Annotated in this window: 12 protein-coding genes; 4 read left to right on the forward strand and 8 right to left on the reverse strand. The window is 45.7% G+C overall.

Annotation, left to right across the window (positions count from 1 at the left end; all coding sequences use genetic code 11):
- Nucleotides 1-27: 27 nt before the first annotated feature.
- The 3 genes from ACQCV8_RS11470 to ACQCV8_RS11480 all read right to left on the reverse strand — a co-directional run bounded on the left by ACQCV8_RS11470 (nucleotide 28) and on the right by ACQCV8_RS11480 (nucleotide 4,448).
- Entirely contained in the window at nucleotides 28-1,809 is a 1,782-nt protein-coding gene (locus tag ACQCV8_RS11470) for an ABC transporter ATP-binding protein (RefSeq protein ID WP_426844767.1), read from the reverse strand.
- Nucleotides 1,796-3,529 carry an ABC transporter ATP-binding protein gene (locus ACQCV8_RS11475; protein ID WP_426844768.1) on the reverse strand — a complete coding sequence of 578 codons (1,734 nt, stop codon included), beginning with the start codon at nucleotides 3,527-3,529 and terminating at the stop codon, nucleotides 1,796-1,798. The genes ACQCV8_RS11470 and ACQCV8_RS11475 overlap by 14 nt, the downstream gene beginning before the upstream one ends.
- A gap of 136 nt (nucleotides 3,530-3,665) precedes the next feature.
- Nucleotides 3,666-4,448 (reverse strand): YhfC family intramembrane metalloprotease, encoded by a 783-nt coding sequence (locus ACQCV8_RS11480; protein ID WP_426844769.1) that lies wholly within the window; start codon nucleotides 4,446-4,448, stop codon nucleotides 3,666-3,668.
- Between the two features lie 125 nt (nucleotides 4,449-4,573).
- On the opposite strand from ACQCV8_RS11480, the gene ACQCV8_RS11485 reads away from it, so the two are divergent.
- Complete coding sequence (locus ACQCV8_RS11485; protein WP_426844770.1) at nucleotides 4,574-4,891, forward strand: DUF3784 domain-containing protein; 318 nt, start codon at nucleotides 4,574-4,576, stop codon at nucleotides 4,889-4,891.
- 53 nt (nucleotides 4,892-4,944) lie between these two features.
- Here ACQCV8_RS11485 and ACQCV8_RS11490 read toward each other — a convergent pair whose 3' ends face one another.
- The 3 genes from ACQCV8_RS11490 to ACQCV8_RS11500 all read right to left on the reverse strand — a co-directional run bounded on the left by ACQCV8_RS11490 (nucleotide 4,945) and on the right by ACQCV8_RS11500 (nucleotide 7,007).
- Nucleotides 4,945-5,640, reverse strand: coding sequence for a DsbA family protein (locus ACQCV8_RS11490; protein ID WP_426844771.1), 696 nt, complete (start codon nucleotides 5,638-5,640; stop codon nucleotides 4,945-4,947).
- A gap of 135 nt (nucleotides 5,641-5,775) precedes the next feature.
- Nucleotides 5,776-6,228, reverse strand: a complete 453-nt coding sequence (locus tag ACQCV8_RS11495) for a threonine/serine exporter family protein (RefSeq protein ID WP_426844772.1) — start codon at nucleotides 6,226-6,228, stop codon at nucleotides 5,776-5,778.
- An 11-nt stretch (nucleotides 6,229-6,239) separates the two neighbouring features.
- Nucleotides 6,240-7,007 carry a threonine/serine exporter family protein gene (locus ACQCV8_RS11500; RefSeq protein ID WP_426844773.1) on the reverse strand — a complete coding sequence of 256 codons (768 nt, stop codon included), beginning with the start codon at nucleotides 7,005-7,007 and terminating at the stop codon, nucleotides 6,240-6,242.
- A 446-nt stretch (nucleotides 7,008-7,453) separates the two neighbouring features.
- Between ACQCV8_RS11500 and ACQCV8_RS11505 the strand changes: the two genes are divergently transcribed.
- On the forward strand, nucleotides 7,454-8,296 hold the full coding sequence (locus ACQCV8_RS11505) for an STAS domain-containing protein (protein ID WP_426844774.1): 843 nt from the start codon (nucleotides 7,454-7,456) through the stop codon (nucleotides 8,294-8,296).
- A 166-nt stretch (nucleotides 8,297-8,462) separates the two neighbouring features.
- Here the strand turns inward: ACQCV8_RS11505 and ACQCV8_RS11510 are convergent, their stop codons facing one another.
- The gene (locus ACQCV8_RS11510; RefSeq protein WP_426844775.1) at nucleotides 8,463-10,814 is read right to left on the reverse strand and encodes a sensor domain-containing protein; all 2,352 of its coding nucleotides are present in this window, start codon (nucleotides 10,812-10,814) and stop codon (nucleotides 8,463-8,465) included.
- A 127-nt stretch (nucleotides 10,815-10,941) separates the two neighbouring features.
- Between ACQCV8_RS11510 and ACQCV8_RS11515 the strand changes: the two genes are divergently transcribed.
- Together ACQCV8_RS11515 and ACQCV8_RS11520 are read left to right on the forward strand one after the other, a co-directional pair.
- Entirely contained in the window at nucleotides 10,942-11,145 is a 204-nt protein-coding gene (locus ACQCV8_RS11515; protein ID WP_426844776.1) for a hypothetical protein, read from the forward strand.
- 2 nt (nucleotides 11,146-11,147) lie between these two features.
- Nucleotides 11,148-11,345, forward strand: coding sequence for a YwbE family protein (locus tag ACQCV8_RS11520; protein WP_426844777.1), 198 nt, complete (start codon nucleotides 11,148-11,150; stop codon nucleotides 11,343-11,345).
- A gap of 94 nt (nucleotides 11,346-11,439) precedes the next feature.
- Here the strand turns inward: ACQCV8_RS11520 and ACQCV8_RS11525 are convergent, their stop codons facing one another.
- Nucleotides 11,440-12,063: an exonuclease domain-containing protein gene (locus ACQCV8_RS11525; protein WP_426844778.1), complete on the reverse strand. Its 624-nt coding sequence runs from the start codon at nucleotides 12,061-12,063 to the stop codon at nucleotides 11,440-11,442.
- Nucleotides 12,064-12,174: the final 111 nt, after the last annotated feature.

The following is a 12,174-nucleotide window of genomic DNA, read 5'->3' on the forward strand; positions in this document are numbered from 1 at the left end:
GCTCATTCTTAAGCCTATGAGAAAGCTTTAGCTAATATCCTCAGACGATTGATGCAATTGATAATAAGCTCTTCTACACCGGATCAGTTCTTCATGTGAGCCTTTTTCGATAATTTCCCCATGATCCAGGACGATAATTTGATCAGCCTGACGGATTGTGTTCAGCCTGTGGGCAATGACGAAGCTCGTCCTTCCTTCCATGAGCGTTCTTAAAGCATCCTGAATTTTCAGCTCCGTGATCGTATCAATGCTGCTTGTAGCTTCATCCAGTACGAGAATAACCGGATCAGACAGAAGGGCTCTTGCGATTGACAGAAGCTGCCTTTGCCCCTGGCTGATTCCGCTTCCTTCGTGTTTAAGGACCGTATCATACTTTTGTGGAAGCTTCATGATAAAAGAGTGGGCGTTAGCCTGTCTTGCTGCTTCCACTACCTCCTGGTCGGATGCATGAAGACGCCCGTAGCGGATGTTTTCACGAATGGTCCCTTCAAATAAGAAAGGATCCTGAAGAACAAAGCCCATATTCTTCCTTAAGTCTGCCCTTCTGATTTTGGTGATGTCCTCTCCATCCATTAAAATCGTCCCCTCCGTCGGGTCGTAAAAGCGTGAGAGCAGGTTAATGACCGTTGTTTTTCCCGCACCCGTTGCACCGACGAAAGCTATCATTTCTCCTTTTTCCGCCTGGAAATTTACGTCTTTGAGAGTCGTTTCACCTTCAGTATAACCAAAGGAAACACCGCGGAAGGCTACGTCTCCTCTTGTAATTCCATTTGTGAGATCCTTGCTGCCGTCTTCCCTTTCTTCTTTTTCATCCATAATTTCAAACACGCGCTCTGCACCTGCGACCGCTGACAAAATTGTATTAAACTGGTTGGCAAGGTCATTGAGCGGCCGCGTAAACTGCCTCGAGTACTCAATAAAGATGACAATGGTGCCAATTGTAATCCAGCCTTTGATAGCCATGAAGCCTCCTGCGGCTGCAATGATTGCAAAGCTTAGGTTGTTTAGAACGTTCATGAGCTTAGGGATGAAACCAGAGTAGGTCTGCGCCCAGAACCCTGCTTCGCGCAGTCTTAAGCTCCGGTCCAGAAACTCCTCCGTAACCCGGTCTTCCTGGGAAAAAGCCTTAACAATTTTCTGGCCGGAGAAGGTTTCTTCAATATATCCATTCAATGCTCCAAGATGCTTTTGCTGTTCTTTAAATTTTTTGCCGGTTCGCTTTGTAATCCATTTCATTCCGAACAGCATGAGCGGAATGATGGTCATTGCCAATGCTGTAAGCAAGGGGCTGAGGATGAGCATAAAAATTACAGTCCCTATCAGAGTCAGTACGCTTGACAGGATTTGAATAACGGAACTGTTCAGTGTTTGGCTGACGTTATCCATATCATTTGTAATCCGGCTCATCAGCTCGCCATGCTGCCGTTTATCAAAAAAGGCAATCGGCAGTTTTTGAACATGCTGAAAGAGCTGTACTCTCATTTTGTAAACCGCCTGCTGGGCGATGCCGGCCATCCAGAAATTCTGAAGCCACGAAGAAATGGAAAACCCTGCGTACACTAGAATCAGCAGGAACAGCTGGCGGGTAAGGCCATTTGTTTGCAAAGGAACGATAAACCGGTCAATTGTCTGTCCAATCAGATAAGGTCCAAGCAGCCCGAGCGCTGAGCTTGCAAAAATCATGAAAACAACAAGGGTGAGCAGTCCTTTGTTTCCATCCATATAACTCCATATTCTTTTAACTACTCCCGGCCAATTGTCAGGCCGCTTCTGTTTGGTTCCTTGAAGCTGATGGCTAGAGGGCCTCATAAACGTGCTCCCCCTTCATTTGAGACTCCCAGATCTGTCTGTATATACCGGAGGATTCAAGCAGCTCTGAGTGAGTGCCGGCATCCTTGAGCTCTCCTTCCTCCAAAAGAAGGATCTGATCCGCTTCTGAAGCTGTACTGATTTTCTGAGTGATGAGAAAAGTGGTACAGGAATAGGATTTCAGTGCTTTTAGCAGCCTGCCTTCCGTATTCATGTCAAGAGCGCTCGTGCTGTCATCCAGAAGCAGAATCGCAGGTGTTCGGATTAATGCTCTCGCAATAGACAGCCTCTGCTTTTGCCCTCCGGAAAGGTTGACGCCTTTTTGTCCGACCACTGTGTCATATCCAAGCGGCAGATTCTCAATAGTATCGTGGATCTGGGCATCTTTAGACGCTTGTATAATTTGATCCATCGTTGCTTCAGGGCAGCCCCACGCAATATTTTCGCGGACCGTTCCCGTAAATAAAACAGCTTCCTGCGGAACATACCCGATTTGGTTTCGTAAATCCTTCAGCCGGAACTCTTTTACATTTTTACCGTCAAGAAATACATCCCCTTCCTCTGCTTCATAAAGTCTGGGAATAAGCTGAAAGAGGGTCGATTTACCGGATCCGGTTGCCCCCATTAGCGCGGTCGCTGTCCCCTTTTCAGCACGCAAGCTGATCTCATGCAGAACCGGGGCTTCACTGCCCGGATAGGAGAACGTAACCTTTTTGAATTCCACACTCCCCTCCTCTAGCTGAGGGAGGGATTCAGTTTGAGGAGCCTCTTTGAGATGAGGCTCTGTTTCCAATACTTCTGAGACGCGGTGAGAAGAAGCCTTTGTTCTGGAAAAAGCCATGATAATAAAGGAAAACATCGAAATGGCCGCTGTAATTCTTAAAGAATAGTTCACGACCGCCACCACTTCCCCGACTTTGGCTCCGCCGCTGCTAGCCTCTGAAACACCAAACCAAAGGATTGCGATAATACCGGCATTCATCACAAAATAAAGAATGGGCATGGTCATTTCAATCAGGCGCAATACCGAGGTGGTCCGCTTTCTCAATTCTTCTGTAGCGCTTGTAAAGCGGCGGATTTCGTATCCAGAGTTTAAAAAAGCTTTAATGATGCGCATTCCTGCCAGATTTTCTTTCATGACCCCATTCACGTTATCGAGCCGTTCCTGAACGAGGCGGAACATCGCGCCCCCGGCCTTCAGCACCCATAAAAGAAAGAAAATAAGCACAGGAATAGCGAACACCAGGATGAGGGCCAGTTTCACATTGACAATCAAGGCCATCACTGTTCCCCCGATGACAAGGAGCGGGGCCCTGAGCATTATACGCAGACTCATAAAAACAGTCATCTGGATGGTATTAACGTCATTCGTTACTCTCGTAATTAAAGAAGAAGGCTGGAATTCATCAAGGTTGGAAAAGGAGAAGGACTGCACTTTTTGAAATAAGCTGCTCCGAAGATCGTAAGCAAATCCCTGGCTTACCTTGCTTGCCAGAAAAGAATTGGCCACACCTGCTGCGAAAGCAAAAACCGACATGGCGAGAAGCACGCCTCCCCAAAACCAGATGACCCCCAAATCTTTCTGCAAAATCCCCTGGTCAATCATCCGGGCAATAATAAGAGGCTGGAGCAATTCTACCGCAAGCTCTGTCAGCATAAGACCAAGTGCAAGGCCAGCAGGCAGCCGGTACGGTTTTAAATACGAAAACACCCTGTTCATGGTATCCCTTCTCTATGTATGGATTGTTCTTTCTATCATATCCTTATGCAGGAAATAATTTAATTATTTTGATTGGAAAATGGGCTGGAATCTGAAATACAGCAAGGGGGCTGAGCAATCGGCCCACCCCCGCAAGTTATTCTCCCAGGCCTTTCAGCTGCCTGCTTTTTTTAATAAAAACAAATGCACCGATTCCAATTCCATACACAACGATCTCTGCAGTAATCAGGTTGACCATTCCTGCCTGATAAAGGCCTGGAAAAAAGTCGATGAGCGCATGAATCAATATGGCGCCAAATATCCAGCCATATTTTTTGTTTTTAACGGCATAGAGGACCAGCAGGGATAGAGCAATCTGAATGAAGAAAGCAGCGGCCCTTTCCAAGCCTCCCATAAATGCCACAGGGAAAGTAAGCCCCGTTAACGCACCTGTCAGCTGCTGGATGACCTCCGGCGGCAGGCTTGCACCCATCGTTTCCTCAAGCCTGCCCGAATTTTGCAGAAGAGCCAGAGATATGAGCTGGATGCTTCCGAGAGTTCCGATTAAAAGCGCTTCAACTCCTCCGTGGCCCAAACCATAGGCAAGACCGTCCTTTCGCTCCTGATACATTTTCAGCACCCATGCAAAAGCGATAAACCGGCCCATTTCCTCGAAAAATCCTGCGGACAGGCCGCCATATATAGCAAACAGGATCGGCTGATCGACTATAGCGGAGGTCGATTCATTCGTTACTAGAATAAATTGGTTAACAGCACCGCCCAAAACATTAGAAAACACAAAAAATATCAGGATCCCAATTAAGACAGGACGGAAGGCAATCCGGTATTTTTTCCTTAGAAGGATGTATCCTGCAACTGGAAGGATGATGGAGATGATCATTTGAAATACAAGGCCAATAATGGCGGATTGTGATACCATGCGGACTTCCTCTTTTCTCTATTTTATCTGATGTTTATTTTACCATACTTTAAATTATCCAAATATTGAATGAAGATTAGAATGCACTCGGAAAAAGCTGGGAGGTCTTAAGGAGGGATGCTCTTATGGGAATAGCAATCGTTATGATCATGATCCCATTCTTCATTTTCGCTGCCGTTTTATCGAAAGGGAAAGGAGCTTTTCTGATTGCAGGCTATTATACAATGTCTGAAAGTGAAAAGGCTCAATATGACGAAGCAGCCTTGTGCAGGTTTATGGGAAAAGTGATGTACAGTGTCAGCTTTTGCCTGGCGCTGATGGCATTAGGGGAGATGCTGGAGATGGACGCTTTGCTTGGTGCAGGTGTTATTCTCTTAGCAGCTTTGATCATTTTTTTATTCGTATACTCAAATACATCCAATCGATTTAAAAGAACCCATTAATTTGGAACAGGGCAAGCGTAAAGAGCAGACTCCCAACCGGGAGTCTGCTCACCTTATTTCGCTTCTTCTTTTGCTGCCGATTCCACTCTTGTTCTTAAATCGTCCATGTTACGTCCAAGAAACATTTTCCCATTGACGAAAAGGGTTGGAGTTGATGTTACGCCAAGCTGTATAGCGAGGGCATCATCTTCATTGGCGGCAAGCTTACCTTCTTTATTTTCATAACTCTCAATCACCTTGTCCACATCTTCCTTCCCAGCCATCGTGCTTAGAAGATTTGTCAGGTAATCTTTTTTGTAGATATCCTTGTTTTCAGCTTCAGGATCTGACGGCTGAGCATCATAGAGCGCCTTATGGAATTCCCAAAACGTATCGTTGCCAAGCTCCAGATAGACGCTCTCCGCGAACTCTGCAGAACGGTAGGAGTCAACATTGATAAACGGATGCTGAAAAAAGAAAAACTGCACTTTTCCGGTTTGAATCAATTCCTCGTCGATCTGTTTAAAAAATGTGTCGTTAAACCCTTTACAGGCCGGGCATTTGTAATCGCCAAATTCAATTATTTTCACCGGGGCATCCTTATCTCCCAGGTACGGTTCATTTTCATAGGAAATGATGCCGGGATTGCTCAATGCTGACCGGTTATAGCCAACAAACAGCCCGCCGATTAGGATGGCCAGCAGGATGACAAATAAAAGCCCGAAAACAAAAGGTTTTTGAGAAAATGTATTCTTTTGCTCTTTTTCCATATACTCACTTCCTATTTCTTCATTTCATGTGAAAATCTCTTGCCTGCGTGTTACAGTCATACTCATTTTACAACACTCATCCCCCTGCTAAGCCAAAAGTTATGGCGAGAAAATGAACTTTCCCTGCCAGCCCTTTTACCTTCCCCGCTCCTTATTCAGCCGGTTAAGCTGAGTTTGCCTGATCGCCTGGTTGATCACCTCTGAAAATACGAGTCCGATGGCGATGGAGCCGGAAACCATAAAAGCTTTAGCTGCAAGACTTAAAGCGAGATCATAATTATTCTGGACAAAATTGCGCATTGCGTCATAAGCCATCCCTCCGGGGACAAGAGGGATGACACCGGCTACACTGAAAATGATTACAGGCGTTTTATATATTTTTGAGAAGACCTGGCCTGTTACCGCAATAACAAAAGACGCCACCACTGTAGAAAATACCGTATCATACCGGCTCTCAACCATGACATAGTAGATAATCCACCCAAGCATCCCTACGAATCCGCATTTGACCAGGGATTTTCTCGGTGCATTAAAAATCATGCCGAATGCTGCTGAGGCAATAAAGCTTGTAATGAGCTGTTCAATCATGAAGGATCCTCCTATCCGGCAAAAATGGAAAAGACGAGTGCAATACCGGAACCGATGGCAAAGGCGGTAAGAAAAGCCTCTGCTCCTTTAGAGAGCCCCGAAATAAGATGACCGGCCATCAGGTCCCTCACTGCATTCGTAATCAGAAGTCCGGGTACGAGCGGCATGACGGAGCCGATGATAATCTTGTCCACCTGATGGCCAATCCCGGCGTTAACAAACAGGAAAGCAAGGAGGCCGATAATAAAAGACGCAAGGAACTCTGAGAAAAATTTAATCGGTACAAGCCTGTGAAAATAAATCAGGCTGATAAATCCTGCTCCTCCGGCTGCTATAGCGGGCAGAAAATCCCCCCACTGCCCCATAAACATAATAAGAAAGCAGCCGCTCGCGACAGCGGCCGCGGCAGACTGAAGCCAGAATGGATACGTGTGTCCTGCTTTTTCAACGCTTTTCAATTCAGTGTAGGCATCGTCTGCATTGAGCTCGCCGCTGCTGATCTTTCTGGAGATGGCATTTACGAGGGCGACTTTTTCCAGGTCTGTTGTTCTTTCCGCAATCCGAATCAGTTTCGTCTTCGTCGGCTCTCTCCCTTCCACAGAAAAAATAATTCCTGTCGGTGTTACATAGCTGTGAGAAAGACGGAAACCGAAAGCGGAAGCCATACGGGTCATCGTATCTTCTACCCGATAGGTTTCCGCGCCGCTTTGAAGCATTATTTTCCCGGCGAGCAGGCAGACATCCATAATTTCATATGTAAAGGTCATTTGTTTATCCATAGCATTCTCCCAGCTTTGTCAATGTCGAAACAACTCTAGTGTAGCTGAAAAAAACAATCCGGACAATTTTAAGCTATATCCGTATTTTCGGGAAATCAAGTCTACAGCGCAGTACAAAGAATAAATGACGAGTAAATCGTTTTGAATTGACAGCTGCTCCATAGGAGACGGATGGGTGCCAGAGCCTACAAAGCTTAAGCTGACGGAGATTACCCATTGAAGCAAACATTAGTATTTTAACCTTCATGGAAGCCTGACTATACGAGACGATAAAGATCAGACATCTTCAGCGGGCGGCCTCAGTAATGTTATATCCATCCCCTTTCCGCCCAATTCAAGCTGTCAGCCCGGTGAGGAAAAAAGAAATAACAAGGAAGCCATTGACAACCTTCCTCTGGTTGCATGAGAATTAAAGGAAGAATGACTCATCCAGCAAGGAGATTTTTATGGAAACTAAAGCTAAGGCTCTCTACCAATATCTTGTCGACACTGCTCCTGAATTTACAGAAGTATGGTACACACATCAAACGGTCAAGCCGGGCTCTGACTACTCTTCCGATGCCCCGGAGCAGATAGTGGAGAAAATAAAAGAGCAAAACACCAATTACGTGAGGCTTGTTGCCAAATCCCTTGATCAGACAGAGGAAGAAATGAAGGAAAGCATTAGAGAATGGACGAAGAAAACCGCCGCCGACCGGGCGCAATCCAGGACTTCAATTGGAGAAGTCACCCGCAACTTCGGAGTTTTCCGCCGCGTATTCTGGCAGTTCATCGAGCGTTTTGCAAAAGAAACAAGTCTCCCAATCATGATCCAGGATCTTTTCTATTGGGAAAAAAAGCTGAACACCAGTCTTGATTATGTCATCGAATCTTTTACGAAGCAATTCATGAAAATCATGATTACCCGGCTTGAAGCGCAGTCCTCTCTCATTAAAGAGCTGAGCGCACCTGTCATTGAACTGCATGATCATATCGGACTTCTGCCAATTATCGGCGATATTGACACAGCAAGAGCAAAAAACATTCTTGAATCTGCCTTGGAACAAAGCATTGATTTAAGAATAACGGTCCTCATTCTTGACCTTTCCGGCGTCGTGACCGTTGATACGATGGTGGCAAAAGAAATTTTTCAGCTCGTAGAAGCACTCAGGCTGATTGGCGTTGAAACGGTTATAAGCGGGATTCGGCCCGAGGTCGCCCAGACAGCTATCCAGCTTGGCATTGACTTTTCCGGAATTAAAACAGAAAGCACTCTTCAAAAAGCAGTCAGAAAAATGGCCAGTGTATAGGAAAAGCAAAAGCCATCCGGTGAGGATGGCTTTTGTTCCGTTTTAAAGGCCGGAGTCATGGCGTAAATGGTGTTTAAAAATGCAGAAAAATGACTTTTCGATGATATTCTTAGCAACCCCAAAGCCATGCAGACCGATGGCTGCTTTTAGCCCGGGCCAGGCTTTATTAAGAGACGGTCTCTTTGCTCAGCAGCTCATTCAGCTCTCCCGGCGGCAGCGGCGGGCAAAAATAAAAGCCTTGAATAGACGGGCATCGCAGCTCGTCAAGAAAATCAAGCTGCTCTCTCGTTTCTACCCCTTCGGCGACAATTTCGAGGTCAAGGTCTCTTGCCATAGAAATAATGCTCGATAAAATCGCGTTGCTCTGTTTGCTGCTGTTGATTTTTTTGATAAAGGACCTGTCGATTTTCAGCACATCGATTGGCAGCTCCTGCAAATAACTTAACGAGCTGTACCCTGTACCGAAGTCGTCGAGACTGATTTTGATGCCGAGCGCTTTCAGCTCATTCAGCTTCTGAATCGTTTGTTCTTTATTTTCAATCATCGCACTTTCAGTAATTTCAATTTCTGCATATTCCGGGTTCAAGCCGGTCTCTTTTAAAACATTCTTTACCGTTTGAACAATCTCTTCATCATAAAAATGGTAATGGGAAAAGTTTACAGCCACCCTCTGCAAAGGATAGCCTCTTTCCCTCCACTCTTTCATCTGCAGAAAGGCGTTTTTCAGCACAAATTTTTCGAGCAATCGAATCAGCCCTGTTTTTTCGGCTATCGGGATAAAAACACCGGGAGATACCGGGCCGAGTTCAGGATGGGTCCATCTCACAAGCGCTTCCGCACTGTTGAAGCCTCTTTTTTCAAGACTGAACTTAGGCTGGTAATGCAGGGTCAATTCTTCGTTTTGAATCGCTTTTCTCAATTCATTTTCCATATAAAGCCCGCGGTGATAATGTTCGTTCAGCTCATTTGAAAAGATGATTTGTTCCCCGGGCTGCTTGCTTTTCGCTACATGAAGCGCCATGCTCGCATATTTGAACACTTCCTCATGATTGCTGCTGTGCAGAGGATAAGCTGCTGCGCCGGATGCTGCATTCAAATTAACTGATATTTCTTTATAGCAAACCGGCTTCTCCAGTGCTTGAAGGAAGGATCGATCGATTTTTGGGGGCTTCTTCCCATATAACACGATGGAAAAGACACCTTTATCTGTGCATCCGATCAGCGAACCCTCCGGCATGCAGCTTTTCACCCTTTCGGAAGCCGCTTTGATCACTTCATCTTCAGCATTTTCCCCATACAGCTCCTGAATGCTTAGAAGGTTTACTATACATAAAGACAAAAGCGTATAAGGCCTTTCTGTCTCCTTCAATAAAGTCTTAAACCGTTTCTCGTTCGGCAAACCGGTGAGATCGTCAAAGTAGGCAAGCTTTTGTATCATCTCTTCTGCTGTTTTAATTTCCGATATATCTTTTAAAATGGCATAAAGACCTGTCACTTTCCCGCCGGCGTTAATGGATATTATAGAGGCGATAGCGGTAATGGATGCTCCATTCTTTTTCATTACACTGACTTCTGCAGAAAACGCTTGACCGGCAATTGCTTTCGATACATTAAATCCAGAAATTTCCTTAGGCTTCCCGAGAAGAGTATAGCTTTCACCCTGAAGCTCTTCTTCGGAATAGCCTGTCAGCAAGGCTGCCGCCCGATTGCATCCGGTTATGATGCCGGCTGCATCAAGAGTAAAAACCGCATCCAGGTTATTCTGATAGAGCGAAGCATACTCTTCATTTTTTACATTAAGCTTCCGGAACGAATAATAGGAAGGAACAAACTCAAGTGCTGCCATTGAAATAAGCCCTACCGTATAAGGGAGCAGAACAAGCGGCTGATGCTGATCACCGATTGAAAGGACGGACAAAATGACCATGTACGGAAATACGGACAGGGCGCACCCAATCAGCACGCTTCCGCTGATGCTCCAATAAAATGCAGCCCGGTTTGATTCCTCATCCAGAATAAGGAACAGAAGCTGGGCTCCTGAAAAAACGGTACCGGTCATAATGGTCGCACACATAACGATAAGAAGGACATTCCACTCCATCTGATCTTCGTAAACCGGGTAGAATCCCGCATAATCCGCTGCAAGCAGGGCGATAGTCAGATAGACGCAGACTTTTGAATAGTGCCTTGCATTTCGCCTTCCTGCTTTTCTCCCGTCGATAAAATGCAGCAAAAGGTAAACGAGGAAAATAAAAACCGGCAAATACACCCCGTTTGTCAGATCAGGGCTAACCGAAAATCGCAAAGAGGTGTAAAATAGAATTTGAGTTATCCAGAACATCAGCCCAATTGCGGCGGATACGAGAATTTTTTCTGAATTGGAAGTCTGGGGATGGTTCTTAAGTTTAATGGAATAAGCAAGAATTCCGAAAACACTGATCATACTAATGATTGCACATGCTCCATAGACGACTGGATCTACAAAGCTTCCAATATGACTTACCCGATTCGGATCCACTGGCCATCTCCCTTTTCTCTCTTAATTTAAGCAGAGCCTGCTTAAAGCAAGGGTTATGTATTAGTTATCGGGCTGTTTAGATGTAATTTTTAGCTTTTAAGGAAAATATTTCACAGGAGGATGTATTATGAGTGAAGAAATAAACAATCACGCAGATGAAAAGCCGAAAGGCAAAATGTCGCTGCAGGAAGCGATGAAGCAAAGACTGGCAGTTAAGAAGAAAGAACAAGCCGGCGGACAGGCTGATAACGGTCTCGTAAAATCCACGAAGAAAATGACGAGCCAGCAAACAAAGAAACCAAATAATCAGCGCCGGCGTACCGGGGTCTGACCATGGATGGCCGTCAAAGAATCCATATTAAACCAGGTATCCGGGTAAATATTGTCCTGAAGGCCGATCAGCGCACAGGCAGGCTGACAGAAGGCAAGGTAAAGGATATTCTCACCAACTCTGCGAACCACCCCCACGGAATCAAGGTAAGGCTTGAGGATGGACAGGTTGGCCGTGTGCAGGAGATTTTGGAAAACTAAAAAAGGCTGTCCCCGCTGAACAGGTTGGGGCAGCCTTTTTGCTTTTAAGCTTATACATCTAGACTAGTGTGAGACGATGAACCTGATCTGTCCGTTACCTCGTTCCATACCGCCGGTAGCCTGGCTTTTTCTCCCCGTATTTCCCCATTGGCCTGCGGGAGAGAGCGGTTTTCAGGTAGGAAGCGCCTTCTTCATTTTTGCATTGAAGCAGAGCATGGAGCTGCATGACGTCATCGAGCGCCCGGTGCGTCTGTGAGGCCCCCAGTCCATGCTGCCTTATCAGATAGAGCAATTTGGATTGAAAAAAACCATACTCCTTCCACGGGATATGCCGGACACTGCAATGCCAGCGAAGATCGGCCGCTTCCGGATACATAGCGCAGACAAAGCTTCTGTCAAAGGAAGCATTATGAGCGAGGGCAAAGTCCGCCTTGCTGAACGCTTCCAGGACCCGATCATCCTGAAAAGCCTGTCCTTCTACCGCTTCGAACGGAATGCCATGAATTCTGTATGCCTGCTCATAGTTTGCAAGAGCCCCCGGTCCTTTCGGTTCCCTCAAATACGAATGCTCCTCTTCTATTCCAAGGAATTCATCATTCGACTGGTGATAACGAAAAAGGATGATTCCAATTTCAATCATTTCATCCTGCCTGGGTGATAGCCCTGTTGTTTCGACATCTACAATCATGCCGGTCAATATGTCCTTATTTCCAATCAACTGAATCCCTCTTTCTGTTAACGTTTCTATTCATCTTAAATACGATTCCCGGTTTTCTCCAGCTTCTGTGTGTTTTTTCAGAGCCGGGTTGGGGAAAGGGGTTATTATTGA

It is taken from the genome of Metabacillus sp. 84 (assembly GCF_050107715.1).
In the GTDB taxonomy this organism is placed as follows: domain Bacteria; phylum Bacillota; class Bacilli; order Bacillales; family Bacillaceae; genus Metabacillus_B.

Coding starts and splice junctions, on each gene's coding strand:
- ACQCV8_RS11480 (WP_426844769.1), bottom strand. CDS start 4,448: ATGGTATCACAATCCGCCATTATTGGCCTTGTATTTCAAATGATCATC.
- ACQCV8_RS11475 (WP_426844768.1), bottom strand. CDS start 3,529: ATGAACAGGGTGTTTTCGTATTTAAAACCGTACCGGCTGCCTGCTGGC.
- ACQCV8_RS11490 (WP_426844771.1), bottom strand. CDS start 5,640: ATGGAAAAAGAGCAAAAGAATACATTTTCTCAAAAACCTTTTGTTTTC.
- ACQCV8_RS11500 (WP_426844773.1), bottom strand. CDS start 7,007: ATGGATAAACAAATGACCTTTACATATGAAATTATGGATGTCTGCCTG.
- ACQCV8_RS11515 (WP_426844776.1), top strand. CDS start 10,942: ATGAGTGAAGAAATAAACAATCACGCAGATGAAAAGCCGAAAGGCAAA.
- ACQCV8_RS11470 (WP_426844767.1), bottom strand. CDS start 1,809: ATGAGGCCCTCTAGCCATCAGCTTCAAGGAACCAAACAGAAGCGGCCT.
- ACQCV8_RS11495 (WP_426844772.1), bottom strand. CDS start 6,228: ATGATTGAACAGCTCATTACAAGCTTTATTGCCTCAGCAGCATTCGGC.
- ACQCV8_RS11505 (WP_426844774.1), top strand. CDS start 7,454: ATGGAAACTAAAGCTAAGGCTCTCTACCAATATCTTGTCGACACTGCT.
- ACQCV8_RS11520 (WP_426844777.1), top strand. CDS start 11,148: ATGGATGGCCGTCAAAGAATCCATATTAAACCAGGTATCCGGGTAAAT.
- ACQCV8_RS11485 (WP_426844770.1), top strand. CDS start 4,574: ATGGGAATAGCAATCGTTATGATCATGATCCCATTCTTCATTTTCGCT.